General features: G+C 65.3%; 19 protein-coding genes. 14 read left to right on the top strand and 5 right to left on the bottom strand.

Annotated elements, in window-relative coordinates:
• Window positions 1-32 precede the first annotated feature (32 nt).
• The gene (locus ACQR13_RS26905) at window positions 33-1,133 is read right to left on the bottom strand and encodes a hypothetical protein (protein ID WP_315717390.1); all 1,101 of its coding nucleotides are present in this window, start codon (window positions 1,131-1,133) and stop codon (window positions 33-35) included.
• Between the two features lie 378 nt (window positions 1,134-1,511).
• Between ACQR13_RS26905 and ACQR13_RS26900 the strand changes: the two genes are divergently transcribed.
• The 11 genes from ACQR13_RS26900 to asnB all read left to right on the top strand — a co-directional run bounded on the left by ACQR13_RS26900 (window position 1,512) and on the right by asnB (window position 15,356).
• Complete coding sequence (locus ACQR13_RS26900; protein ID WP_315717391.1) at window positions 1,512-2,549, top strand: NAD-dependent epimerase/dehydratase family protein; 1,038 nt, start codon at window positions 1,512-1,514, stop codon at window positions 2,547-2,549.
• Between the two features lie 57 nt (window positions 2,550-2,606).
• Window positions 2,607-3,869 carry a methyltransferase domain-containing protein gene (locus ACQR13_RS26895; protein ID WP_434863412.1) on the top strand — a complete coding sequence of 421 codons (1,263 nt, stop codon included), beginning with the start codon at window positions 2,607-2,609 and terminating at the stop codon, window positions 3,867-3,869.
• A 41-nt stretch (window positions 3,870-3,910) separates the two neighbouring features.
• Window positions 3,911-4,453, top strand: a complete 543-nt coding sequence (locus ACQR13_RS26890; protein ID WP_315752493.1) for a dTDP-4-dehydrorhamnose 3,5-epimerase family protein — start codon at window positions 3,911-3,913, stop codon at window positions 4,451-4,453.
• A gap of 103 nt (window positions 4,454-4,556) precedes the next feature.
• Entirely contained in the window at window positions 4,557-5,525 is a 969-nt protein-coding gene (locus ACQR13_RS26885; RefSeq protein WP_316170942.1) for a phytanoyl-CoA dioxygenase family protein, read from the top strand.
• Between the two features lie 24 nt (window positions 5,526-5,549).
• The gene (locus tag ACQR13_RS26880) at window positions 5,550-6,869 is read left to right on the top strand and encodes a DUF4910 domain-containing protein (RefSeq protein WP_434863411.1); all 1,320 of its coding nucleotides are present in this window, start codon (window positions 5,550-5,552) and stop codon (window positions 6,867-6,869) included.
• A 61-nt stretch (window positions 6,870-6,930) separates the two neighbouring features.
• On the top strand, window positions 6,931-8,088 hold the full coding sequence (locus ACQR13_RS26875; protein ID WP_434863410.1) for a glycosyltransferase family protein: 1,158 nt from the start codon (window positions 6,931-6,933) through the stop codon (window positions 8,086-8,088).
• 187 nt (window positions 8,089-8,275) lie between these two features.
• Window positions 8,276-9,775, top strand: coding sequence for a lipopolysaccharide biosynthesis protein (locus ACQR13_RS26870; protein WP_316200839.1), 1,500 nt, complete (start codon window positions 8,276-8,278; stop codon window positions 9,773-9,775).
• A gap of 107 nt (window positions 9,776-9,882) precedes the next feature.
• Window positions 9,883-11,217: a glycosyltransferase family 4 protein gene (locus tag ACQR13_RS26865; protein ID WP_316207689.1), complete on the top strand. Its 1,335-nt coding sequence runs from the start codon at window positions 9,883-9,885 to the stop codon at window positions 11,215-11,217.
• Entirely contained in the window at window positions 11,217-12,275 is a 1,059-nt protein-coding gene (locus tag ACQR13_RS26860) for a Gfo/Idh/MocA family protein (protein ID WP_315717398.1), read from the top strand. The genes ACQR13_RS26865 and ACQR13_RS26860 overlap by 1 nt, the downstream gene beginning before the upstream one ends.
• Window positions 12,272-13,303 (top strand): NAD-dependent epimerase/dehydratase family protein, encoded by a 1,032-nt coding sequence (locus ACQR13_RS26855; RefSeq protein ID WP_315752500.1) that lies wholly within the window; start codon window positions 12,272-12,274, stop codon window positions 13,301-13,303. Before ACQR13_RS26860 ends, ACQR13_RS26855 begins: the two co-directional genes overlap by 4 nt.
• 112 nt (window positions 13,304-13,415) lie before the next feature.
• A complete protein-coding gene (asnB, locus tag ACQR13_RS26850) occupies window positions 13,416-15,356 on the top strand; it encodes an asparagine synthase (glutamine-hydrolyzing) (protein WP_315827759.1) in 1,941 nt (646 codons plus the stop codon).
• A 46-nt stretch (window positions 15,357-15,402) separates the two neighbouring features.
• Here the strand turns inward: asnB and ACQR13_RS26845 are convergent, their stop codons facing one another.
• From ACQR13_RS26845 to ACQR13_RS26835, 3 genes are all read right to left on the bottom strand, one after another.
• Window positions 15,403-16,179 carry an SDR family NAD(P)-dependent oxidoreductase gene (locus ACQR13_RS26845; protein ID WP_316170937.1) on the bottom strand — a complete coding sequence of 259 codons (777 nt, stop codon included), beginning with the start codon at window positions 16,177-16,179 and terminating at the stop codon, window positions 15,403-15,405.
• Window positions 16,180-16,378: 199 nt separating this feature from the next.
• Complete coding sequence (locus ACQR13_RS26840; protein ID WP_316170936.1) at window positions 16,379-17,650, bottom strand: acyltransferase family protein; 1,272 nt, start codon at window positions 17,648-17,650, stop codon at window positions 16,379-16,381.
• A gap of 76 nt (window positions 17,651-17,726) precedes the next feature.
• Complete coding sequence (locus ACQR13_RS26835) at window positions 17,727-18,677, bottom strand: glycosyltransferase (protein ID WP_316170935.1); 951 nt, start codon at window positions 18,675-18,677, stop codon at window positions 17,727-17,729.
• A gap of 181 nt (window positions 18,678-18,858) precedes the next feature.
• Here ACQR13_RS26835 and ACQR13_RS26830 point away from each other — a divergent pair, with 181 nt between their 5' ends.
• A complete protein-coding gene (locus tag ACQR13_RS26830; RefSeq protein ID WP_316193680.1) occupies window positions 18,859-20,910 on the top strand; it encodes a right-handed parallel beta-helix repeat-containing protein in 2,052 nt (683 codons plus the stop codon).
• 30 nt (window positions 20,911-20,940) lie between these two features.
• Here ACQR13_RS26830 and ACQR13_RS26825 read toward each other — a convergent pair whose 3' ends face one another.
• A complete protein-coding gene (locus tag ACQR13_RS26825) occupies window positions 20,941-22,332 on the bottom strand; it encodes an O-antigen ligase family protein (RefSeq protein ID WP_315729371.1) in 1,392 nt (463 codons plus the stop codon).
• 294 nt (window positions 22,333-22,626) lie between these two features.
• Here ACQR13_RS26825 and ACQR13_RS26820 point away from each other — a divergent pair, with 294 nt between their 5' ends.
• Together ACQR13_RS26820 and opgC are read left to right on the top strand one after the other, a co-directional pair.
• The gene (locus ACQR13_RS26820) at window positions 22,627-23,835 is read left to right on the top strand and encodes a WecB/TagA/CpsF family glycosyltransferase (protein ID WP_315752503.1); all 1,209 of its coding nucleotides are present in this window, start codon (window positions 22,627-22,629) and stop codon (window positions 23,833-23,835) included.
• A gap of 168 nt (window positions 23,836-24,003) precedes the next feature.
• Complete coding sequence (gene opgC, locus ACQR13_RS26815; RefSeq protein ID WP_315717407.1) at window positions 24,004-25,038, top strand: OpgC domain-containing protein; 1,035 nt, start codon at window positions 24,004-24,006, stop codon at window positions 25,036-25,038.
• Window positions 25,039-25,117 lie beyond the last annotated feature (79 nt).

The following is a 25,117-nucleotide window of genomic DNA, read 5'->3' as shown; positions in this document are numbered from 1 at the left end:
GCTTGGCCGCGATGCGTCGCTGCGCCCGGCGGTCAGCCGGCCGCCCGTCGGGGAAGTTCGACGATCTCCTCTGCCGGCGGGCGCTCGATTGCGGTGGCCGGCACCTTCTCCAGCCAGACCTCGCGCCACCACGCATAGATGCCGCGTGGGCAGAACAACCGGTTCTCGCTGTAGCGCGACTGGCAATAGACGCCGTCGAGGATGACGGCCGGCGTCTTCATCCGCCGGATGTAGCCGGTGCGTTCGTCGATGAACTTCTCGACCCGCGTTCGCACCCGGAACACCTTGCCGCAATAGGGCACCATCTCGGCGTCGAAGCCCATGCCGCGGTTGTTGGTCTGTTTGTCGATGGTGGCCAGGATGTCCTGGTGCGGTCGCACGCGGACAAGATCACCGGGCTGCAGCCCGAGATCGGCGATCGGCGCGTCCTTGTCCGTCAGGAGATCGCCGCGCTTGCGCGGAAACGGTACGCCGCCCCACAGCGACTGGACGCGGTCGTAGATCCAGCGCGCGGGCCGGCCGAGCCGGGGACGACGCGCCATGGTGGCGCCGACATAGGCGAAGTAGAGGAAGCCCCGGAACATCTTCGCGAGCGAGACATTGCCGGACGCGATGTCCTCGGCGTATTGCCGGGCGTCCCACCATTTGAGCGGCTGGGTGTAGGTCGGCAGCTCGGTCGCCTGGCAGGCGTAGCGCGGGCCCTTTCCCGGCTGCTGGTCCGGCGACTTGGTCGCATCCCACACCGCGCGCACCGTGCAGCCGCCGGGCGGCGGAAGGGGAGCCGCGCGATCCGGGCCGGCCGACGCTGGTTTGGCCGGATCGACCGGGGTGAGCCACGCCTCCTTCCAGAAGATCAGGCAGGCCGCCTGGCAGCCGCCATAGGCCTCGCCGTCGCAGCGATGCTCGAGATGCACCGCGTTGGGGAGGCGCCGTCCGAGCCACTCTCCGGTGTTGTATCCGGTGACCGTGTCGCAGGTCTTGTGGGCGCGCTTGTAGACCTGGAAGCGCTGGCCGCACCATTTGAACATCTGCGGCATGAACGGCAACCCTTCGAGGCGCCCGTTGGCATCGAGCGTCGCCAGGATCTCTTCCTTGCTGCGCACTTCGACCCAGTCGCCAGCGGATAGTGTCATGCTCTGTCTTTCAATGCTTCAATCAATGCGTCATCGAGGCGGGCGGGGCATCCCGCGCGGGATGCCTCATTTGCAGGGATCGAATTAAAGCTGCCGAGGTCTGCGATCAACATTTGTTCCTTTTGCGGCATTATTTAATTGAGCGAATTAATTAAATCAAGAGGGTGCCTGATGCCGCGCCGGCCGGATGATCGCAACATCAGGCGGGTCGGGGTAAATACACGGGTTTTCCCGGAGTTTTGTGCGCCGTGCCGGAGAAATCGGCGGGCGGCGTCGCTTGCCGACGGATTCACTGGACGCTGGCTAGAATATTAAATTATAATCCACTGCAGGATGATTTAAATTCTTGTTTTGGCTTGTGGCATAGAGGGTGCGATTTTGAAGGTACTGATCACCGGAAACATGGGCTATGTGGGTCCGGTCGTCGCGCGGCATCTGCGGGCGCAGCGCCCGGATGCGACGCTGCACGGCTTCGACAACGCCTATTTCGCGCACTGCCTGACCGGAGCGCCGGTTGTTCCGGAGCGATGTCTCGACGAGCAGATCCATGGCGACGTCCGCGACATGTCGCTCGACCTCCGCGGTTATGACGCCGTGGTCCAGTTGGCGGCGATCTCCAACGATCCGATGGGCAATCGCTTCCAGGATGTGACGCTCGACGTCAACCAGAATGCCACCGTATCGCTCGCCAGGAGGGCTGCGGCGGCCGGCGTGAAGAATTTCGTGTTCGCGTCGAGCTGCAGCGTCTACGGCATCGCCGACGGACCGCCGCGCAAGGAGAGCGATCCGCTCAATCCCATCACGGCCTACGCCAAGTCGAAGATCGGATCGGAGCAGGAGCTCGCCGCGATCGACACCGGCATGACCATCACCTGTCTGCGCTTTGCGACGGCCTGCGGCATGTCGGATCGGCTGCGGCTCGACCTCGTCCTCAACGATTTCGTGGCCTGCGCGCTCACCCGTCGCCAGATCAGCGTGCTCTCCGACGGCACCCCGTGGCGTCCTCTGATCGACGTCGCCGACATGGCGCGGGCGATCGACTGGGCCATCGACAGGCCAGCGGCGACGGGCGGCCGTTTCCTCACCGTCAATGCCGGCTCGGACGACCGCAACTACCAGGTCAAGGATCTCGCCAACGCGGTGGCTGCGCGCGTGCCGGGGACCAGCGTGTCGATCAACACCTCCGCGCCGGTGGACAGCCGCTCCTACAAGGTCGATTTCGGCCTGTACCGCTCCCTCGCCCCCGATCATCAGCCGCAGGTCACCCTCGACCAGTCGATCCAGAACCTGGTCGATGGTCTCAAGAGAATGCAGTTCAAGGATGCCGAGTTTCGCTCGTCCGATCTGATCCGTCTCAAGGTCCTGCAGGACCACATGGAGACGGCCAGGATCAACGACAGGTTGCAATGGACGTGATCGCGCCGGGGCAGACGCTTCGCCTCAGCCGGCAAAGACAGTAGTGACGGAGACATCATGGAACTGACCCTTCCCACCGCCGTCGGCGTCGCGCCCAAGTGCCGGCACTGCGGCGACGACCTGACCCTCAAGCTGATCGACCTCGGCGCCTCGCCGGTTGCGAACGACTACATCGATCCGGCCAACTACATGCGCGCGGAGCCGTTCTATCCGCTGGAGACCTTCGTCTGCCGCGAGTGCCGTCTGGCGCAGACACGCGACCTCCTGGCCGCGTCCGAGATCTTCCGCGCCGACTATGCCTATTTCTCCTCGCACTCCACCTCGTGGCTCGAGCACGCGCGGCGCTACGTCGAAGCCATGGCCGATCGCTTCAAGCTCGGTCCGGCCTCGCGGCATGTCGAGATCGCGTCAAATGACGGGTATCTGCTGCAATACTCCCTCCAGAAGGGGATCGACTGCCTCGGCGTCGAACCCTGCGAAAGCGTTGCGCTGGCCGCGCGCGCCAAGGGCATCGAGACCCGGGTCGAGTTCTTCGGCCGCGACTATGCGGCCCGCCTCCGGGAGGAGGGCTGGTCGGCCGATCTCCTCACGGCCAACAACGTGCTAGCACATGTTCCCGACATCAACGACTTCGTCGGCGGCGTCAAAATCCTGCTGGCCCCCGAGGGCGTCGCGACCTTCGAGGTTCAGCACCTGCTGACCTTGATGCAGCGGCATCAGTTCGACACCATCTATCACGAGCATTTCTCCTATCTGTCGCTGATCGCGGGCCTGCGCATCTTCGCCCAAGCGGGCTTGCGGGTGTTCGACGTCGAGCTCCCGGAAACGCATGGCGGCTCGATCCGGTTCTTCGTCTGCCACGCGGGCGCCGCTCATGCGGAGAGCCCGAACGTCGCCGATGTTCTGGCACTAGAGCGGGCCTATGGGCTGCATGACGACGCGATCTACATGGCCTGGAACGAGCAGGTCAAAGAGACGAAGCGGGCGCTGCTCGAGCTGCTGACGGCGCTGAAGCGCGACAACAAGAAGATCGTCGGTTACGGAGCCCCGGCGAAGGGCGTGACGCTGCTCAATTATTGCGGGATCCGCACCGATTTTCTCGACTTCACGGTCGATCGCGCCCCGTCCAAGCAGGGCCGCTACATGCCGGGCGTGCGCATTCCGATCCTGCCGCCGGAAGCGATCTTCGAAGCCAGGCCCGACTACGTCCTGATCCTGCCGTGGAACATCAAGAGCGAGATCAAGGCGCAGATGGCGGCCATTCGCGATTGGGGCGGCCGCTTCATCGTGCCGGTCCCCAAGGCCACCATCGAGGAGTAGAGCAAGGCATTGCCGCACGATTGCGCGAAGAGTTTTGAGCCATGAGGTTTGTCCAGCTGGGACGTTCGGATGCGCGGCTGATCGAGCTGACCGTTCGCTCCGACGAGCGCGGCAGCTTCACGCGAACCTGGTGCGCGAAGACCTTTGCGGAGCAGGGCATCGCGTTTGTCCCGGTGCAGGGCAACAGCTCGGTGACCCGACGCCGCGGCACCGTCCGCGGAATGCATTTCCAGCGTGCGCCGAAGCCTGACGCCAAGATCGTCCGCTGCAGCGCCGGCTTGATCCACGACGTCATCGTCGACATTAGGCCGGAGTCTGCGACGCGCGGCGAGGTCTATGCCTGTGAGCTCGGTCCCTCGACAGCGCGGATGCTCTACGTCCCCGCGGGCTTTGCCCATGGATTCCAGACGCTGACCGACGACGTGACGGTCGAGTATCTGATGGGCGAGGATTATGTCGAGGAGCTCTCGGACGGTTTCCGGCACGACGATCCGATGATCGGCATCCGATGGCCGCAGCCGGTGACGGTGTTGTCGGCCAAGGATGCTGCCTGGCCCTCGCTTGCCGAACGGGGGCTGTGGTGAAGCAGCATGGCGGCAGCGAGGTGTCTTGGGGGAGGAATCTGGCGGCTCCGGAGCGGCCCGATCGCCTCGAAGGTTCTGACGATTTGTCGAGGAGGATCACGGAATGACGAACATCTTCGTTGATGCCATCATGCCCGATGACGAGCGGCGCCAGAAACTGTACGAGGGTGCGCTGTTCCTGTACTCGCCGACGCCTTCGCTCGATGCGCTGGTGGCGTTCGCCAGGGAGCTGATCGAGGAGGCGTTTCATCCTTACGATCCGCGGACGGCGCAATTCGAGCTTCCTGTCGAGCGCTACGTCGAGATTCTCGTCAGGCTGAAGCCATTCTTCATTCATCACGCCCGGTCGAAGGAGCTGGTGCAGGGAGCGCTCCGCGAGCTTGGCTGCGACCCCGAGCTGACCTATTTCGACGTGCCGCGGCTGCGGTCGGCAACGAGCGACGACTATCTCACCACCGGGATCGCATTCGCATTCCACCCTCATCGCGACACCTGGTACTCGGCGCCGCCGTGCCAGCTCAATTGGTGGCTGCCGGTGTATGACATTGCGCCGGACAACGGCCTTGCATTCCACCCGCGCTATTTCGACGAAGCGATCAAGAACGGCTCCAGAAACTATAACTATTACGAGTGGAACCGGACCTCACGCGCATCGGCGGCGCGGCACATCAAGACTGATACACGGGTGCAGCCGAAGCCGGAGCAGGAGATTGCACTGGATCCGCAGATCCGGGTGATCGCGCCGAGCGGCGGCGTCACGATCTTCTCCGGAGCGCATCTGCATTCGTCGGTGCCGAACACCTCGGGCGTGACGCGGTTCAGCATCGATTTCCGCACCGTGCATTTTGCCGACGTCAGCGGCCGGCGCGGCGCCATCAACGTCGATTCGGAGTCGACGGGCACGAGCCTGCGCGACTTCCTGCGGGTGACCGATCTTGCACGGCTGCCTGAGGAGGTCGTCGCGCCATACGATCAGGTGGAAGCTCCCGCGGAGTATCTGGTCTACCAGCCGACGATCGTGCCGCTGCCGGCCGGCGATCTCCCAGCCCATGCCGCGCAGGCGTCGGCCTGAACGATGATGTAGGGTCGACGCGCCATGTTGGACATCCTCAAATCCACGGCTGGTCCGAGAATGCCGGCGATCGATCTCCACGATCTGGTCGCTGAGCTGTTTCCGATCAATCGCAGCCTCACCGGGGCGGGTGTCCGGCAGACGCTCGGCATTGTCGCGCGTCATGTGGGTCTTACGATTCACGAGGTACCCTCCGGGACGCCCGTCCTGGACTGGCATGTGCCGGCGGAGTGGAACATTCGTCGCGCGACGATCTCGACCCTGTCGGGTCGCGTTCTCGTCGACTTCGCCGACAACAATCTGCACGTGATGGGCTACAGCAAGCCGGTCCAGGCAGTGCTCAGCCGTGCCGAGCTTGCCAAGCACGTCCATAGCTTGCCGGATCAGCCTGATCTCATTCCATACCGGACAGGCTACTATGCCGACGATTGGGGCTTCTGCCTGCCGGACCGTCTGTGGCGGGAAATGACGGAGGACAGCTACCGCGTCGAGATCGACAGCGAGCTCTCGCAGGGATCGTTGACCTATGGCGAATTCTTCGTCCCTGGACGGACGGACAAGGAAGTCCTGATCACCTGTCACATCTGTCACCCGAGTCTCGCCAACGACAATCTCTCAGGGATTGCCGTCATGACGGCGCTGGCGATGCGGCAGGCGCAGCGGACCCGCCGGCTCGGGTACCGATTTCTGTTCCTGCCGGCAACGATCGGCGCGCTCGCGTGGCTCGACCGCAACGAGCGGAATCTCGGCCATGTCGAACACGGCCTCGTCCTCACCTGTCTCGGCGATCCCAGTGGATTTCACTACAAGCAGAGCCGGAGCGGAGCGAGCATCGATCGCGCCGTCGCCCATGTCCTGAAGCACGCCGGCCATCCGCATGAGATTCTGCCATTCAGTCCCTATGGATATGACGAGCGGCAGTTCTGCTCACCGGGATTCGATCTGCCGGTCGGGTGCCTGATGCGCGGCGTGCACGGCACGTTCCCCGAATATCACACCTCGGCCGACAATCTGAATTTCGTCAAGCCGGACTGGCTCGACCAATCCTACGCGGTCATCGAGGAGGTGCTGGATCTGCTCGATCGCGACTGCACCTATGAGCGCGTCGATGGGCGAGGGGAGCCGCAACTGGGACGGCGCGGCCTGTATCGCGCGATTGCCGGCCAGCGCGAGGCAGGCGGTGCGACGCAGATGGACCTCCTGTGGGTCCTCAACCTTGCGGATGGCAAGCACAGCCTGCTCGACATGGCGATCCGGGCCGACGTTCCGTTCGCGCGCATCGATGCCGCCGCACGGATCGCGCTGGACGCCGGTCTCATCCAAACGCCGGTTTCATCGTCGTGACGTCGCCGCCTTCTCCGCACAGCACCGTGCAAGTGATCCAACAACACCAGAGCGAGGCGTCATGAGTTCGCAGCCGGCCAAGCCCCGCATCGCCGTCTTCTCACTTCGAAACATCTTCGGCAAAGCCCTCAATCGCGGTCCTCACGTCGAGTTCGAGGACATCATCTGCGAGGTCGATTCAGCCGAGATGTTTGCGCCCGTGCTCGACCCGTGGAGCCGACGGGCGAGCTTCGCCACCCGGCTGGGCTACCACGCGCCCGTGCTGTTGAATCCCGGGCTGGCGCGGATCGAGCCGCAACAGCAATACGACGTTCTGTTCGCGATCTGCGGATTCCCGCAGGACCTGATCATGTTCGATGCGATCGAGGATCTGAGAGGCGCGTGCAGGACCTCGGTGTGTCTGCTGGACGAGCTCTGGGTGAAGGAGATCGCCAAGCACCGGCATTTCCTGAAGATCCTCGCCAAGTTCGACGTCGTGATGCCGTTCCAGATCAGTACTGTGAAGCCGCTCAGCGAGGAGATCGGCAAGGCATGCGTGCATCTTCCGCTCGCCATCGATGCGATCCGGTTTTGTCCCTATCCCGATCCGCCCGCAAGGGTCATCGACGTCTTCAGCATGGGGCGCCGCTCCCGTGTCACGCACCAATCACTGCTCGCGATGGCGCGGCATAGCGGCCTGTTCTATCTCCACGACACGATCGGCGGCAGCCAGGCCATCGATCTCCGGGAGCACCGGACGCAGATGGCAAACCTCGCCAAGAGGAGCAGGTATTTTCTGGTCAATCCCGGCAAGTTCGACGAGCCGCAGGAGACCGGGCGGCAGGTCGAGTTCGGCTATCGGTATTTCGAGGGCGCGGCGGCGGGAGCCATCATGCTCGGCGAGCGTCCCGACAACGAGCTGTTTCCGCGGCTGTTCGATTGGCCCGAGGTGATGATCGACGTGCCGCATACATCGCCCGACATCGACCGGGTCATCAGGGAGCTGGACGACGATCCGGTCCGCCAGGACCGGATGCGGCGAACCGGCATGGCCCAGACGTTGATGCGGCATGACTGGGTGTATCGGTGGGAGACGATCCTGGAGGCCACGGGTCTGCAGCCGATGCCGGGCCTCGCTGCCCGCAAGGATCGGCTGAAGAGGCTGGCCGCGATGGCGGCCGGTCCAGGGATCACGCGCGAGCAGGAGTTAAATCGCAAGCCGGTATTGTTGGCGCAGTGACGTTTCAATCATTTTCTCCGCCACAAGGAGACGTCATCGCTCCCCGCGGCCTCCGATCTCGGCCGCGAACGATTTTATACCGGCTGCATTTTCGATGGTCGGATTTTCATGGCCCTGGACGGATCTGTTTGGCCCGTGACTGGGAATCGGAAGGTTGGTTACGATGATTGAAAGCGATTGAACGGAAATGTCGGAAGCCGTCGCCGCCTATTTCGAGGAACATCGGGAGTCGAGCGATCTCGGACGCCGCGCGCTGCGCGGCGGCCTGATTTCCATCGTCATCCAATACGGCAATTCCGTGCTTCAGATCGGAGCGGCCATCGTTCTGGCCCGGCTGCTTGCGCCGGAGGATTTCGGGCTCGTCGCCATCGTCACCGTGCTGACGAGCTTCGCGCCGCTGCTGATCGACTTCGGCCTGCTCGATGCCACTGCCCAGCGCAGCAGGATCACTCCGGCCCAGGTCAGCGGTCTGTTCTGGGTCAGCACCGGCATCGGCGTTGCGGTGGCGATCGTCGTCGCGGCATCTAGCCCGCTGATTGCCTGGGTCTACGGTGATCCGCGACTGGAGCCGATCGCGCTCTGCGTCGCGATCACCTTCGTGCTGTCCGGGCTGACCAATCAGCACATGGCGCTGCTCCGGCGCACGCTGCAGTTCGGCCGCATCGGTCGGATCCAGCTGTTCGGCACGCTGGCGGGGACGGTTGCCGCCGTCGCCATGGCATTCGAGGGCTACGGCTATTGGGCGCTGGTCATTCGCCCCGTCGTGACATCGATCTGCGTCGTGGTCGCCGCGTGGTCAGCCTGCCGTTGGCGGCCCAGCGCGCCGGTGTTCGACGCCGAGGTGCGATCGATGGTGCGTTTTGGCCTCCACGTGGTCGGATTCACTGTGGCCTATACGTTGTCGCGGGCGGTGGACCGGATCGCGCTCGGTCTGCTCTACCGGCCCGATCAGGTTGGGTACTACCAGAATGCGATGAACCTGTACGACAACTCGATCTATGCGGCGCTCAATCAGACGCATGCGGTGGGAAGCTCGGCGCTCAGCAAGCTGCAGTCGAATCCGGCCGCGCTCCGGCAGAAGTACGAGGCGGCGCTGTCGATCCTGGCGTTCTTCCTGATGCCGGCGGCGGCGATCCTCTCCGTCACGGCGGAGGACCTGACCGTCGTCCTGCTCGGGCAGAAATGGCAGGCTGCGGGAGCGCTGCTCAGCATCATCGCGCTGCGCGGCATTTCGCACGTCGTCGAGGGCTCGCAGGGCTGGCTGCATCTGTCGCTCGGACGGGCGGACCGGTGGCAGACCTGGGGGATCATCTCGCTCGTCGCGCAGGTCGTTGCGGTGCTGGTGGGGCTGCCCTTTGGGCCGGCCGGCGTGGCCTGGGGCGTCGTGGTCGGATACTCGCTGATCGCTTTGCCGTCGGTGATGTATGCCGGACGTCCGATCGGGATCGGTGCCGAGCTCGTGGTCCGGGCCGTCGGAGCGCAGACCATCGGCGCCGTCGCAACCGCAGCGACCGGCTGGTGGCTGCAAGCGACGTTTCTCGGAGCCTATCCCGCGCTCGTGCGCATGATCCTGTCCGGCTGCTTCTGCGGCTGTCTCTATCTCGCGATCGTTGTCGGCGTGTTCCGGGTCCGCGAGCCGCTCAGGATCGCAGGTACGATCGTCCGGGACTTCATCGGCAAGCGTTGAGAGGGAGCGAAAGGAGCCCGGAACCCCGCCCTCGTGCCGCGATTAACTATCGCAATCGTTAAATGCCACATATAAAATATCCCGTGATTTAAATGTTTTAAAAGGTCATGACCAGCGACAACCACCCAGGCTTGGATGTGATGGAGGCGGAGCCTGCGCCGTCGGCGCAGCGCGACCCCGAATGGTCCGCGTCCGGTTTCGCCGATCGCCGGCGGCTCAGCATCCTCAGCGTCTCGCACATGCCGGCGAGCCCGCCGCGGTTCGGGGCACAGGCGCGCATGCATGGGCTGATGACCCAGCTTGCGCGCCGCCACGACCTCACGGCGGTGATGATGGTCGATGACGCCTTCGACATCGAGGAGTGTCGGCGGGCCATGCAGGCCTATTGCCGCGACGTGGTGCTGGTGCCGAACCCTTACGGCCGCGACGGTCTTGCGAAGCGGCTGCTGCAACTGCGCTCGCTGGTCTCGGTGCGGAGCTTCGACCGGCTGCGCGTGGCCCTGCCGGAATTGCAGCGGGTGCTGGATCGGGTGCTGCGGACCACGCGGTTCGACGTCGTCAATCTCGAATTTCCCTATCTGGGCCACTGCCTGTTCCGTCAGGCGCCGGCCGGCGCGCCGCCGCCGCGGCTGATCATCGACTCGCATGAGATCGCCTACGATCTGGCGCGGCAGTTCGCCGCCACGGGCGCGAGCCTGGGCCGTCGTCTCTACGCCGGTGCGAACTGGCGCAAGCTGCGCCGCGAGGAGATCGCGGCCTATCGCGAAGCCGATGGCGTCTATCTCTGCAGCGCGGACGACGAGAAGCGTCTGCATGACGACATTCCGAACGCCCGCACTGCGGTCATCCCCAACGCCGCCGATGTCGAGTTCTATCAGCCGCGCAGCACCGACCCCGCGCCCGACGGCCGTACGCTGGTCTATTTCGGCCTGCTGTCGACGGTGCCCAACATCGATGCGGTCACGCATTTCGTACACGACATCTGGCCTCGTATCGCCGCCCGGCACCCGGATGCGCGCTGCAAGATCATCGGCGGCCGGCCGCCGCCGGCGTTGACGGCGCTGGCCGGGCCGCGGATCGAACTGACCGGCTTCGTGCCGGACCTGCGGCCGCACCTCGCCGCGGCAGCGGCGGTGATCGTCCCGCTGCGGCTCGGTGGCGGCACGCGGCTGAAGATCGTCGAGGCCATGGCGATGGGCAAGGCGATCGTCTCGACCAGCCTGGGTGCCGAGGGCATCGAGGCGATGCCCGGACGCGACATCCTCATCGCAGACGAGCCCGACGCCTTTGCAGATGCGGTCAACGGGCTGCTCGCCGAGCCCGATCTTGCGGTGCGGATCGGCGGCGCGGCGCGGCAGGTCGCGGTCGAGAAATATGCCTGGAGCGCGGCCGCACAAGCGCTCGAAGACTTCTATTGCGAGATCCTGGAGACCCGTTCGTGATGAAGGCCGTGCTCATCGGGGCAGGGCAGATCGCCCGCCAGCATCTCGCCTGCCTCAACACCTTGCCGGGCGTTCAACTGGCCGGCATCTGCGACCTGTCGCCGGCAACGGCGGAGGCCGCGGCCGAGCGTTACGCGATCCCGTCCTGGTTCACCGATCATCGCACGATGCTGCAGACGGTGCGGCCCGATGTGGTACACGTGACGACGCCACCGACCTCGCATTTTCGACTCGCGATGGACGCGCTCGAGGCCGGCGCGCATGTGATCGTCGAGAAGCCCGCGACCTCGACCTTCGACGAGCTGCAGACCCTGACCTTGCGCGCCAAGCAGACCGGCCGCCATGTCGTCGAGGACTACAACTACGTCTTCAACCGGGCGCCGCAGGAGATACTCCGTCGCATCGAGACCGGCGAGTTCGGTGCCGTGACCCATGTCGACGTGCTGATCTGCCTCGACATCCTCGGCCCCGACGGCTTTGCCGATCCGAATTCGCCGCATCCGGCGCTCAAATTGGCGGGTGGTGCGATCGCCGACTTCCTGCCGCATCTCGCCTCGCTGTCGCATGCCTTCGTCGGCCCACACCGCAAGGCGGAGACGGTCTGGAGCAAGCGCAAGGCCTCGCCGCTGCCGTTCGACGAGTTTCGCTGTGTGGTCGAGGCCGAGCGCGGCACGGCGACGCTCGGCTTCAGCGCGAGCGCGCAGCCCGATGCGTTCTGGCTGCGGGTCTATGGCGAGCGGATGCAGGCGACCGCCAATCTGTTCGAAACGCGGTTGACCTTCGATGGCCCGCGCAACGTGCCGAAGCCGCTGCGCCCGTTCTTCAGCGGACTGGAGGAGGGCCGCGACATCCGCCGCGCGGCGCTTTCGACCTTGCTGCGCAAGTTCAAGGGCCCAGGTGCCTATGAGGGGCTGTGGGAGTGCCTGGCGCGCACCTATCAGGCGCTAGGCTCGGGAACGGCCTTGCCGATCACGATCGAGGACGTCCTGGCCGTCAATCGGATGGTCGAAGCGATGAAGCCGACGGAGCAGGCGGACATGAGGAAGCTGGCGATATGAAAGCCCTGGTCACTGGCGCCAACGGGTTTCTCGGCCGGCATGTCGTCGATGCGCTGCTGGCCCGCGGCATCGAGGTTCGCGCCATGGTGCGTCCGGCGACGCGCGTTGACGCACTTGGCTGGCCGTCGTCGGTCGACATCGTCAGGGCCGACCTGCGCACCTCGCGCGACCTTGTTCGCGCGTTCGAGAATGTGGATGTGCTGATCCATCTGGCGGCCGTGGTCGCCGGCGGCGAGGACGCGCAGTTCGCCGGCACGGTAGGCGGCACCGAGCGGCTGCTCGAGGCGATGGCGGGCAGCGCCTGTCGCAGGCTCGTGCTGTGCAGCAGCTTCTCGGTCTACGACTACACGGCGACCCGCGACATCCTCGACGAAAGCGCGCCGCTGCAGCAGACGCCCGACGTCTACACCCGTGGCGGCTACACCGTCGCCAAATGGTGGCAGGAGCGGGTGACGCGCCGCTACGTCGAGAAGAACGGCTGGGATCTCACCGTGCTGCGTCCCGGCTTCATCTGGGGACGCGGCCACGGCTATCTCGCCGCGCTCGGCCAGCAGATCGGACGCCACCACGTCGTCATCGGGCCGCTGACCCGCATCCCCATGACCCATGTCGAGAACTGCGCCGACGTCTTCGCGCTGGCGGCGACGGATTCGCGGGCGATCGGCCAGACGCTGAACATCGTCGACGGTCCCGGCGAGCGGGTCTGGACTTATCTGTCGGACTACATGCGCGGCACCGGCGAGCGCGGCCTCCGGTTGCCCATCCCGCATTGGCTCGCCAGCAGCATCGTACGGCTGGCGTTTGCGACCGTGTTCAGGCGGGCGACCAAAGTGCCGGCGATCCTGACGCCCAAGAAGTTCGACGCGATGCTCAAGCCGCTGCGCTTCGACAACCGCAAGCTGAGGGAGACGCTTGGCTGGACGCCGCCGCTCGACTACGAACAATGCCTGGCGCGGACCTACGGTCCGCTGCCGGCTGCGGCGCCAGCGCCGGCGTCCTGGTCGTCCGGAACGGCTGCTTCCATTTGAGGGCCGAGATGGTCCTGCGATGCCCGAGGTCTGGTCGCACGCGATCTCGCGCGCGAGGCCGTTCCGTGTCGTCGGTCGTTTTGACGTCGCGCGTCTCAAACGGAATGTTCTGATGTGTGGCATCGCTGGGATCATCGGACGGGTTGACGACCACAACCGCGCAGCGCTGCGGCGGATGAACGATGCCATGCTCCATCGCGGTCCGGATGCCGGGGGAGTCTGGACCTCGCCCGCGGACGAGCGTGGCTGGGGCGCGCTGCTGGCGCACCGCCGGCTCGCGATCCTCGATCTGTCGCCCGCCGGTGTGCAGCCGATGACCGATCCGGTCACCGGGCATGTCATCGTCTTCAACGGCGAGATCTACAATTTTGCCGACCTGCGGCAGCGGCTGGTCGCCGGCGGCCAGCAGTTCAGCTCGACCGGCGATACCGCGGTGATGCTGCGCGCGCTCGGCCTGCATGGGCCGGAGGCGGTGGCGTGGTTGCGCGGCATGTTCGCGTTCGCCTGCTGGGATCCGAAGGAGCGCCGGCTGCTGCTGGCGCGCGATCCCCTCGGTATCAAGCCGCTGTACGTCGCCCGCGCGTCGAAACCCGACGCGGGCTGGTCGGTGGCCTTCGCATCCGAGCTGCGTGCTCTCCTGGCATCCGGCCTTCTGGGCAGGGCCCAGCTCGATCCACAGGCCGTCGCCAGCGGCGTCTGGAACGGCTTCGTGGTCGGTCCCGGCACGGCGGTGAAGGGCGTCGAACTGCTGCCTCCAGGCCATCTCACCACGTTCGACGGCGTCGGCAACATCATCCGCGATGAGGATTTCTGGTCGATCCCGGAGCGGGCTCCGGACCCGACGATGGACGAGGATCAGCTTGCCGAGATCCTCGAGGAGGGGCTGAGGCTGCATCTCGCCAGCGACGTGCCGCTCGCAGTGTTTCTCTCGGGCGGCATCGATTCCTCGGTCATGGCCAATCTGGCGCAGCGCGCGGCTACGGGTCCGATCCACACCTTCACGCTGGCTTTCGAGGAGCAGGAGCTGAACGAGGGGCCGATCGCGCGCCAGATCGCCGCCGCCATCGGCACCGAGCATCACGAGGTGGTGCTGACGGAGCAGCACTTCGTCGACAACCTCGATGCCGCGCTCGACAGCCTGGACCAGCCGACCTTCGACGGCCTGAACTCATACTTCATGTCGCACGCCATCCGCGGCGCAGGCTTCACGGTGGCACTGTCGGGGACCGGCGGCGACGAGCTGTTCGGCGGCTATACGTCGTTTCGCGACCTGCCGATCCTGCAGCGATGGTCGGAGCGCACGGCCTGGGTGCCGGCCGGCGTCAAAGCCGCTGCGGCGAAGCTGGCCGTGCAGATGCTGTCGCCGTCGCGCGGCACGGTGGCGCCGCAGACACGCTGGGCCAAGCTCCCGGAGATGGTTCGACGCGGCGACGATCTTCTGGCGCTCTACCAGATGGCCTATGCGCTGTTCCTGCCCGGTTTTCAGCGCGAGCTGCTCGCGCCTGATCTCGTCGATACGCTGACAGATGGGCTGCCGGCCGCGATGAGAGCGAAGATCACCGCGGAGACGCGCGCGCGCACTCCGCTGTCGGCGATCAGCGTCATGGAGCAGCGCCTGTTTCTCGGCGAGCGCCTGCTGCGCGACAATGACGTGGCGAGCATGGCGGCCTCGCTGGAGCAGCGGGTGCCGCTGGTCGATCAGGTGCTGTTCGAAAGCGTCGACCGGCTGCCCGATGCGACGCGCTACGCGCCGCTGCGAAGCAAGGCGATGCTCAGGCGGATCGGCCTGCGTGGCCTCGATCCGTCGCTGTTCGACCGGCCGAAGAGCGGCTTCGTGCTGCCGCTCGATCGCTGGATTCGGCGCGGCCTGCAGGATGCAATGGACCGGACCCTGCGGGACCCGCAGGCCGTTGCGCCGGCGGGGCTGGACCCCACGGCCGTGGAGCGCCTCTGGCGCGCCTTCCTCAATGGGGCGCCGGGGATCTATTGGTCGCGCATATGGTCGATCTACGTGTTCGTGCGCTGGTGCCACCGTCACCGCGTCTTCCGCTGACGCGCGATCGACATCACGAGAATCGGCCGCATCGAGGCGCGCGTGCTCAGGCCTCCGGCATGACGACTCCGCCGCACACCGGCACGCGAACGCCGGTCACGAAACCGGCGAGGTCCGAGGCCAGAAACGCGATCATGTTGGCGACGTCCTGATCGTAGCCGCGCCGTCCGAGCGGCACGGACCGCTCGTAGAGCGGCTCCACCTCGTCACGGTCACGACGGTCCTTGTCGGAGACGACCCAGCCCGGGGCGACCTGATTGACCGTGATGCCATGCGGTCCGAGCTCCCGCGCCAGGGACCGCAGCATGCCGTCCATGGCGCATTTGGCCGCCGTGTAGGGCGCGCGATTGGGCAAGGCCAGGCTCGTCATCTCCGTGCCGAGAGAAATCAGACGTCCCCATTTTCGCTCGATCATCGGGCCGGAAAACACCCGCGCGGTCGCCCAGGCCTGCAGGACCGAGGAGCGAAACACCTTGTCGAACTGGTCGGGCGTCTGCTCGACGACGGGACGTTCGTCGTACCATGTCACCGCATTGTTCACGACGATGTCGACAGGGCCGAGCACACCCTCGGTGACGCGGCGCATGGCCTGCACATCCTCGAGCTCGGCAACGTCACCCGAAATGGTGCAGGCGTGCTGCGGCTGGAGCTCGTTCAGCTCCTCGCACAGCCTCTCCGCAGCAGCGCGCGCCGTCAGATAATGGATGGCGACCTTTGCACCACAGGCCGCCAGTGTCCGGGCGATCGGGCGGCCGAGCTCTCCCGCCGCTCCCGTGACCAGCGCGACCTTGCCCGAGAGATTGATCTGGAGCGGGGACCTCAACGGTCGCAGTGCCGGATCGTCCGGCAGGGGACCGAGCGTATGTCGTCGAATTCGTCGTGCAACTGCGCTCGCGATCCGCATCCACCCGTCCCCGAAAGTATTCATTGGTCGGGGTCGCAGTATTAAATGCGGGACTAATTATTTAAACTGCACAATTTGACGCATTTGTGCAGCAGGCGATGGAGCGGTGCCGATGCGCTCAGGATGCGCGCGGCGTCGGACTCTCGGCGAGACGGTTGCCGAGCCGCCAGTCTGCGCCGGACGCGTCCTGCGCTGCTCTCGCAGCAGGCGCCGGCCTGAACTTGCGCCGGAGCTGTCTGAAATACGGCTCGATGAAGCGCTCGATCGCCGCCGCGTAGATGACGGAGATCAGGAGCGCGAGCGGAAACAGCAGATAGGGCTTGGCAGCGATCGCGGGCAGGTTCTTGTCGATCGTCCGGATCACGACGTTGTGGACCAGATAGATCGCATAGGAATAGGTGCCGAGCGTCATCACCCAGGAGCGGTTGAGATGACGAAACAGCGGCGCGTCGGCGAAGCGGACTGCGAAGTAGAACAACGGCATCAGCGCCAGCCCCTGAAGGCTGTAGCGGGCGGTCTCCCGGAACACCGCATCACGGTAGACCAGCGAGACCAGCAGCGCCGCCGCGGCGACGGCCAGCAGCGCCCATTGCGCCGCCGACATCCGCCCCGAGGCAGAGCGCTGCCGCACCGGGTTCATGACCAGCGCCAGAATGCAGCCATAGGCGATCGAGTCGATGCGGGTGTCCGAGGCGTAATAGGTGCGGTCGGAGAAGAACCCAGGCGCATGCACGAGATGGATGCGCCAGGCGAGGACGCCGAGGCAGACGAGCCCGAGCAGCGCGCCGATGGTGCGCGGCCGCAGCGCCGATCCGAGCAGCAGCGTCATCAGCAGGGGATAGACGATGTAGAAGTGCTCCTCGACCGCGAGCGACCAGAGAATGCCGGTGCCGTCGGGCACCGTATTGCCGGGATCGAAGAACAGACCGTAATAGTTGGCGAAATACAGCACCTGGGCCGCCAGGCCCTTGACGGTCATCCCGCCGTCCAGCAGGCCGGCGGCGGTGAGGCCGTAGGCGATCGCCAACGACAGCAGCAGAGGCGGCATCAGCCGGAACACGCGCCGCGCATAGAAGCTGGGAACGTCGAGCGCGCCGGTGCGCTGATGCTCGGCCAGCATCAGCGTGGAGATCAGGAAGCCGCTCAGGAAAAAGAAGATGGTGACGCCGAAGCCGCCGGGGACCAGGGCCTGAAGTCCGGAATGACCCAGGACCACGATCAGCACCGACAGCGCGCGGATGCCGTCGAGTGATGGAATGAGCGGGGATGCGCTGCCCGGGGCGTTCGTGCTGCGGGACGCTGCTGGCGCGGTCGCCTCGCCGCCAGGCGCCGTTATCGGCGGCACGGCGGAAGCGGCACGAAGGCGGCTGAGCTCGAGAATCTTGGCCATGCTGTCCAGACGGGGTCGGAGAAACACGTAGCTTCGTCGTCGTCGTGTCAGTGCCGCGGCGATCGGCCGCCGAGCGTCATCGCGTGTCTGCCGCGGCGTGGCTGGCCCGCCAGAGTTGCGCCCGCTCCGCGTTGATCCGGGCCGTGGCGGCGCGCTTGCCCAGGCGCAGGCAGGCATGCTGATAGGCGCGGAGGAAGCGGCGGAATTCGAGATCGTCGTAGCGCGGCAGGCCCGTCAGCCAGCTCCGGAAATAGCCCCACAGCATCGCGGTGCTGCCGATCAGGGCGGGATAGGCCGGCAGGTGATAGACCGCCACCGCGAGCTGATACAGCGGCGACGTTCCCATGAAGTACTGGCCGAAACCCTTGCGCAGCCGTCCGGTCCAGATGCCCTTGTGACTGGCGCCCTGCGGCCGCAGATGGATGAAGCGCAGCGCTTCGGTGTCGATGCTCTCGGCGATCCAGCCGAGCATGCGGCAGCGGTGGCAGTCGATGCCGTCCCACATGACCTGGCGCACGAAGCCGCCGATCTCCTGGAAGCAGGCGACGCGGTAGAACTTGGTCATCCCGACCGACATCTCGTCGCCGCAGACCTCCGGCTCCAAGGCGCCGGTCTGCGGGTGGACGAACCACGGCTTGCCCGAGGTGGTCCCGACCCGCGGATCGCTCTCCATCCGCTCCATCAGCAGCTCGAAGTAGCGCGCGGGCAGATCGAGGTCCATGTCGAGCTTGCAGAGATAGTCGAAATCCTCCAGCCGCACGCTCTCCAGGCCGGCATAGAATGCCTCGATCACGCCGGGTCCGACCTTGCGTCCGCCGCGGTCGGCGCGGCGGATCACGCGCAGATAGGGCAGGCGCTGGGCGTACTCGTCGAGAATGGCCGGGGTGTCATCGGTCGATCCGTCATCCACCACGATCCACAGCGCCGGCGGCGCCGATTGCGCAGCGACGCTGTCGAGAGTCCGGCGGAGATATTGGGCCTCGTCCCGGCAGGGCGAGATGAGCAGGTAGCGGCGCGATGGCGTCACGTATCAAATCCCTTGCCGAAGGCGGAAGATTGGGACGAAGCTCTGCCGAGCAGGGCGTCGCCGGCCGCCTTTCAATAAATTAAATCGTGAATTAATATTATGTCATGGCGCGTGTCAAAGTCATGGTGTTTTTAAATCGGCGCCCGTTTTGGCTGTGTGACCGGTCCTGCGAGAGGTTCCCATGGATGACATCGGCCTCGTGATCCCCGGCTGCACCCAGGCTTCGTCCCGGCCGGTCGCGCGCGTGACGCGCCGGATCGACGCCGCCTGCATCCGGGCGCTGTTCACGGCAGCGCTTGCCCTGCTGTTCCTTCGCGGCGTTGCCGCGGCCGCCGAGCCGACCGCGTCCACCGGGCCGTCACTGGCCGGCAATCTGCTGCCGGTGGAGCGTCTCGCCGCCTGGAATCCCGGGCTGATGTCAGCCGGCGGTATTCCGAACCGGACCATCATTTACCGCACGCTGTCTCCGAGTGGGAGAGACGACAGCAGCGCGATTCAGGCTGCCTTGACCGCTGCACCCGCCGGCCAGGTGGTGATGCTCGGCCCCGGGACGTTCATCGTCAACGAGCCGCTCCTGATCAGCCGGCCAGTGACGCTGCGCGGCGCCGGCGCAGGCGCGACCAGGCTGGTGAAAACCAACGGTGCGCGGGCACGAACGCCGGTCGTGATTGCCGGCACCAAGGGAATCCTGACGCCGGTCGACCCGAGCTCGTACAGCTACGACGCCAAGCCTGTCATCATCGTCGGACCTTCGCGCTGGAACAATGGCCCCGACAGCAGCGCGTCGCAGGACCTGTTGGCGGACGGCGATCAGGGGACGTCGACCGTCGCCCTCGCCAGTGCCGCGGCCTTGAAGCCGGGCGATTTCGTTCTGCTCGACGAGGTCTCAGGCGCATCGTGGCAGGCGACGCCGGCGGGTTTTCCAGCGGGAGCGAAGGTCTGGCAAGGCGACCGCGTCGCCTGGAACATGCACTATCCGGTTCAGCCGGGCGACGACAATGCCGGTGCCAATGCCGGAGGTCCCTATGACCAGGCTCCCGGCGTGTTGCCGAAGTCGATGTCGTGGTTTGCCCGGACCGACCGGGCGACCGCCGAGATCAAGGAGATCGCCTCGGTGACCGGCAGCACGGTGACATTCACCTCGCCGCTCACGATCAGCTATCGCCGGGATCACCAAGCGCAGCTCACGCCTTATAGCACCGACCCGAACAGCGGTCGCCACGCCGCCAACAATCGCGACATCCACGTTGCCAAGGTGGGCGTCGAAGATCTGAGCATCGTCGGCGGGGCGGACGGCGCGTTGCGGTTCGAAGCCGCTGCTTATTCCTGGGCCAGATCCGTCGAGGTGACGCAATGGCTCGGCGAGGGCGTGGCGATCGACAATTCGTTCCGGGTCGAGCTCCGCGACTCCTACATCCACGCCGGCTCGTGGCCGCAGCCGGGCGGCGCCGGATACGCGATCAGCCTGGCGACGGGCTCCTCGGAGGTCCTGATCGAGAACAACATCCTCGTCGACGTCTGCAAGAACATGGTGTTCCGGTCGTCCGGCGCCGGCAGCGTCGTCGGCTATAACTATGCCGACGACTCGTTCGATTTCGACAATCCCGGCTGGGTCGAGGTCGGCATCAACGCGTCGCACATGGCCGGCGCCCATCACGTCCTGTTCGAAGGCAATCTGTCCCACAATGCCGACAGCGACTACACCCATGGCAACGCGATCTATCTGACCTTCTTCCGCAACCATCTCACCGGCCAACGCCAGCGCTTCGTCGATCGTTCGGGCGTTCGAGCCGTCGGTCTCGCCTATGGCTCGTGGTGGGATTCGTTCGCCGGCAATGTGCTGGGCCGACCTGGACGCATGAGCGGTTGGAGCTACGACGATCCATCGATGCGGGCCGGAACGGCGGTTTGGGGGCAGGGCGGTGTCGGCAACGTCTGGGTGCTTGGCTACGACCCGGAGCGATGGACCATGGCGCCTGATCCGAAGACGCTGACCACGGTGATCCGCGGCGGCAATTTCGACTATCTCACCGGCAAGGTGGTCTGGACGGACGCTCTCGCGGCGCAGCCGCTGCCGGCGTCGCTGTATCTGAGAGCCAAGCCCGGCTTTTTCGGCAGTCATCCGTGGCCCTGGGTGGACCCAACCGGGGATACCAAGCTGCATACGTTACCGGCCAAGGCGAGATTCGATGCGGGCGCGCCATTCGCGGCGGCGCCGGGATCAACGCAATAGCGCTGGCGTGACGCTTCAACGGGCCTCCCGTCAGGTGCGGACGCCGAGCCGTGGCCGCCAAGCCGGCCGTGTACGGCTCCAACGAGCCGACCGCCTGTTCGCCGGCTGAGCGGCGGGCATGCTCTGTTGCGACCTCCGCCAGTATCGCGCGGCCTCGACCGTGACGAGCACGAATACCACCCAGGTCACGTCGAACGCGCGCAGCCACAGGGTTTCGAGCAGGTTATAGAGCATGACGAACAGCGCGACGGATAGCAGGATCCACGCCCGCTTGTAGTCGTGCTTCATCACGCGGCCGATGACGTGAACGGTGGCCGCCAGAAACACGAGGAGAAAGGCAAAACCGACATAGCCCAGTTCCAGCATCGCATCGTAGTAGCCGTTGTGGGAGTTCGGCATGGCCTTCACCCAGCCGGGTGCATCGGTGATGCTTGGTGCGTCGGCACCGACCAGCCAGAAGCTCTGATAGCCCCATCCCAGGAGCGGCCTCTTCGCGATCTCCAAGTTAGAGAAGGCCCATATGGTGGTTCGGCCGGTGAAGCTGGAATCACCCGTCAGCAGATAGGCGATGCGGCTGGTCGTGAAGCCCGCGAGCTCGCCGACCACGAAGTAGCCGAGGATGATCGCCACCAGGATCAGAAGCGGTGCAACCCGCAGCGTTCTCGCAAGCGCCAGCGTCAGGATGGCCAGGATCGGGGCGACCAGAGCGAGGCCGAGCGCGGTCTTCGAGCTCGAGAAGAAGATCAGGACGATGGCACCGACGGCAACGACGATCCCGAGCGCGCGGCGCGTTCCGGGATAGAGCAACTCGTGAACCGAGAGCAGGAACGCAATGGCGGCAAACTCGCCCAGCAGGTTCTTGCCCGAGAAGTAGCCCTGGTAACCGATGTCGACCAGCGCGTTGCCGTACTGCGCGTAGGTCGCGTAACCGCCGGGGATCAGCAGAACATTGAGGATCACCCCTGCTGCAAAGCAGAGGAACACGCCGCGCAGGATGTCGGCGCTCGGCCTCGATAGCAGGGCGGGCAGCACGATGGCGGTGAGGACCATCGCTTCCTGGACGAAACGGACGAAGGCGAATTCGGGTTTGAATGCCCACGCGATGCTGGCGCCGGCCAATCCAAAATAGACGCAGAGACTGATGATGTTGGGCGCAGCGGCAAGCCGCTCGCCGCGGGCGAGGCGTTGCATCGCAACGACGATGGCGATGGCCGCGAGGACAGGCCAGAAGATCCGGTTCTCGATCCGGCTCTCGAGCAGGCCCTGGAGCCCGGGCGACGGCGGGAAGCCAAAATAGATCAGCGGCTGAATGAGGGACGAGTAGGCGAAGGCGAGGACCGGAATCAGCGCACAGACATCGAACGTCCCCGCGGAGGCGCGCGGCCCGGCCGACATCGACGTCGTCGCTGAAATTCTCGGCATCGATCTCACCAGGATATTCGAACGGCGCGGCCCCGGCAGCCGCCGGGAATACCGTCCGTGAACATTATCCGGAGATGCAATTAAATAAAAGGACTTCGACGTGCGCCGGGAAGATATTGCTGCAGCCGCGCCGCAAATCTGCCCTGGCATTTACAAATAAACCGTATTAAATAAATGGTATGATTTAAAATTAAATAGTGGCTTTTGGGTCGCACGTTATTCGGTCGGGGAGGTGCGGCAGGGATCCGCAACCCGGAATCCTCGTGCGGCGGGCAGATTGAGGGAGAGCGGCGGATGCTGACCACGCATGAATTGCAGGAGCCGGGATCCCCCCTTTATCGCGTGGGGCGCTCCGGGGCGGGTCGCGATCGGCCGGAGGTCGATGCTGCCGCCCTGGCCGACGCCGCGATTCCCGACGACCTCGCGCGCGACGTCTATTGCGTCCTCGGAATACCGGTCGATGCCATCGGCATGCGCGGCGTACTGCGCCGCATCCGCGACGCTGCCCGACGCAGGACCCGGCTTCTCATCTCGACTCCCAATCTCAACTTCCTGGTCGCCAGCCAGTCGAACAGGAGCTTCAGGGAGTCGCTGATCCTGAGCGATCTTTGCACGGTGGACGGCATGCCGGTGGTCTGGATCGCTAGGCTGCTTGGGATTCCGATCAAGAGCCGGACGGCCGGCGCCGATATCTTCGACGCGCTGAAGTCGGAGGCCGCGCCGGCAAACGCGCTGAAGCTCTTTCTTTTCGGTGGCCCGGAGGGGGCCGCCGAACGGGCCGCCCGGACGCTGAACGGCCAGTCGGCGGGATTGCAGTGCGTGGGCTGGTTGAACCCCGGCTATTTGTCGGCCGAGGAGTTGAGCCGGGATCACATCATCGACGAGATCAATGCCAGCGGGGCGGACTTCCTGGTTGCCTCGCTCAGCAGCGTGAAGGGACAATCATGGCTGCAGCGCAATCATGAGTGCCTCGAGATTCCAGTTCGCGCCCACCTCGGCGCCGCGCTCAACTTCCAGGCCGGGACGGTGAAGCGCGCACCGGCGATCCTGCGCCAATCAGGCTTCGAGTGGCTGTGGCGCATCAAGGAGGAGCCCTATCTCTGGCGCCGCTATTGGAACGATGGCACGGCGATGCTCGGCCTCATGCTCACCCACGTGTTGCCGTTCGTGGTGTGGACCTGGTGGATGCGCCGCACGCATGAGCGGGGTGAGGCGCTGACCATCACGCAGGACTATGGGACGCGCGCGGTCACGCTCAGCCTGTCGGGGCCCGCCGATGCGCGCCACGTAGACCGGGCCATTCCGGTGTTCCGCGCCGCTTCGGCGTCCCGCAAGCCGGTCACGATCGATTTCTCGAACGTCTGCGCCATGGATGCGCGCTTCCTCGGATTGCTGCTGATGCTGAGGAAGCAATTGGAAGCCCAGGGCTGTACCGCGACCTTCGTGGGCGTTTCGCCGCTGATGGCCCGCATCTTCCGCTTCGGCGGTCTGGACCAGCAATGAGAGGGGGAGGCCTGTCATCGGTCGCATCACGGCTTCAGCAGTCGGTGGTTCGATGATCGCCGCCGCGACGCTTGCCCGCGTTGCGAAGGATTGCCTGAGCCGTCAGTCCGACCGGCGCCCATCGGCTGACCGTCGCCCATGGAGCGACGTGTATTCGGAGATTGAGCGGTGAGCGCAGCAGGCCAGAAGAGGCGCGAGCTTCTGATCGACTTCTATCGAAGCTGCGCGATGTTGTTCGTATTCTATCATCACACGGCCAACGTCTTTCCGGACTCCGTCGATCTGTTCACGAAATTCAACCCCTTCGCCGAACTGTTCGTCGTGATCTCGGGGTTCATGGTCGGGTACGTCTATCTGCACAAGGAGAGGCACGGAGAGCTCCTCGCCCGCGGCTTGAAGGTGCTCGCCGCCTATTTCGTCATCTCGGTGCCGGTCGCGGTCGGCATGGCTGTTCTGGGGAACAAGCGAGAGCCGGTGGGGCAGGCGATTTTCGACGTGCTGACGTTTCAGTCCGAGCCGACCGCCATCACAATCCTCAAGTTCTACGGGCTGATGTTCCTGCTGCTGCCGGTGATCCTGCCGATGTTCAAGCGCGGCAGGCTCCTGGTGCTCGCGTCGTCGGCTGCGATCTTCGTGGCCTCCACCTGGTTCAGCAACACGAGCACGGCAGCCAAGCTCGAGAGTCCCGCCATCATTCTGTTGCTGTTCTCGCTCCAGGCGCAGATGTTCTTCGTGATCGGTATCTGGCTCGGAGATCTCCATCGGTCCAACCGCTTGATCGGACCCGCGTTCTATACGGCGCTGGCGGGGATCTTCACCTTCGGGCTGCTGCTCGATTACAGCCTCGGCTTTCCCAGCAACGGCGAAAAATACCCCTATCGGTTCGACAAGCTCCTCAACCTGCTTTGGACATTGCCGCTGCTGTTGGCGCTGCTGTGGGCGGTGTTCGCGCGCACCCGGCGATCGCCGGCGGTCTCGCTCATCCTCAACGTCGGCCAGAACTCGCTGATCGCGTTCCTCGGGTCGGAGGTGGTGCGGCAATCGGTCAAGCTCGCGCTCCTCCTGGGCGGCGTCCACCCGCAGGTTTACGGCCAGACCGTGATGGGCCTGTTCGATGTCGTCCTGGTCACCGCGGTGCTTTGGCTCTACCGGGCGCACTGGCTGAACCGCCAGACAATGCTGCACCCGCTCAGCGGGCCGTAGCCGCATCTTTCGCCTGAAAGTGTTGCCCTGATGCGCTTGTTCGAATCCTCCCGGGCGGCTTAGCTCATCGCTAACCAAT

The sequence above is a fragment of the Bradyrhizobium sp. HKCCYLRH3059 genome (assembly GCF_051168035.1).
Classification (GTDB): Bacteria; Pseudomonadota; Alphaproteobacteria; order Rhizobiales; family Xanthobacteraceae; genus Bradyrhizobium.
This window is presented reverse-complemented; position numbering and strand designations above follow the sequence as displayed.

Excerpts from the sequence above, each read along its gene's own strand:
- ACQR13_RS26905 (WP_315717390.1), bottom strand. The coding sequence starts at position 1,133 with ATGACACTATCCGCTGGCGACTGGGTCGAAGTGCGCAGCAAGGAAGAG.
- ACQR13_RS26895 (WP_434863412.1), top strand. The coding sequence starts at position 2,607 with ATGGAACTGACCCTTCCCACCGCCGTCGGCGTCGCGCCCAAGTGCCGG.
- ACQR13_RS26890 (WP_315752493.1), top strand. The coding sequence starts at position 3,911 with ATGAGGTTTGTCCAGCTGGGACGTTCGGATGCGCGGCTGATCGAGCTG.
- ACQR13_RS26885 (WP_316170942.1), top strand. The coding sequence starts at position 4,557 with ATGACGAACATCTTCGTTGATGCCATCATGCCCGATGACGAGCGGCGC.
- ACQR13_RS26880 (WP_434863411.1), top strand. The coding sequence starts at position 5,550 with ATGTTGGACATCCTCAAATCCACGGCTGGTCCGAGAATGCCGGCGATC.
- ACQR13_RS26875 (WP_434863410.1), top strand. The coding sequence starts at position 6,931 with ATGAGTTCGCAGCCGGCCAAGCCCCGCATCGCCGTCTTCTCACTTCGA.
- ACQR13_RS26870 (WP_316200839.1), top strand. The coding sequence starts at position 8,276 with ATGTCGGAAGCCGTCGCCGCCTATTTCGAGGAACATCGGGAGTCGAGC.
- ACQR13_RS26865 (WP_316207689.1), top strand. The coding sequence starts at position 9,883 with ATGACCAGCGACAACCACCCAGGCTTGGATGTGATGGAGGCGGAGCCT.
- ACQR13_RS26860 (WP_315717398.1), top strand. The coding sequence starts at position 11,217 with ATGAAGGCCGTGCTCATCGGGGCAGGGCAGATCGCCCGCCAGCATCTC.
- ACQR13_RS26855 (WP_315752500.1), top strand. The coding sequence starts at position 12,272 with ATGAAAGCCCTGGTCACTGGCGCCAACGGGTTTCTCGGCCGGCATGTC.
- asnB (WP_315827759.1), top strand. The coding sequence starts at position 13,416 with ATGTGTGGCATCGCTGGGATCATCGGACGGGTTGACGACCACAACCGC.
- ACQR13_RS26840 (WP_316170936.1), bottom strand. The coding sequence starts at position 17,650 with ATGGCCAAGATTCTCGAGCTCAGCCGCCTTCGTGCCGCTTCCGCCGTG.
- ACQR13_RS26830 (WP_316193680.1), top strand. The coding sequence starts at position 18,859 with ATGGATGACATCGGCCTCGTGATCCCCGGCTGCACCCAGGCTTCGTCC.
- ACQR13_RS26825 (WP_315729371.1), bottom strand. The coding sequence starts at position 22,332 with ATGCCGAGAATTTCAGCGACGACGTCGATGTCGGCCGGGCCGCGCGCC.
- ACQR13_RS26820 (WP_315752503.1), top strand. The coding sequence starts at position 22,627 with ATGCTGACCACGCATGAATTGCAGGAGCCGGGATCCCCCCTTTATCGC.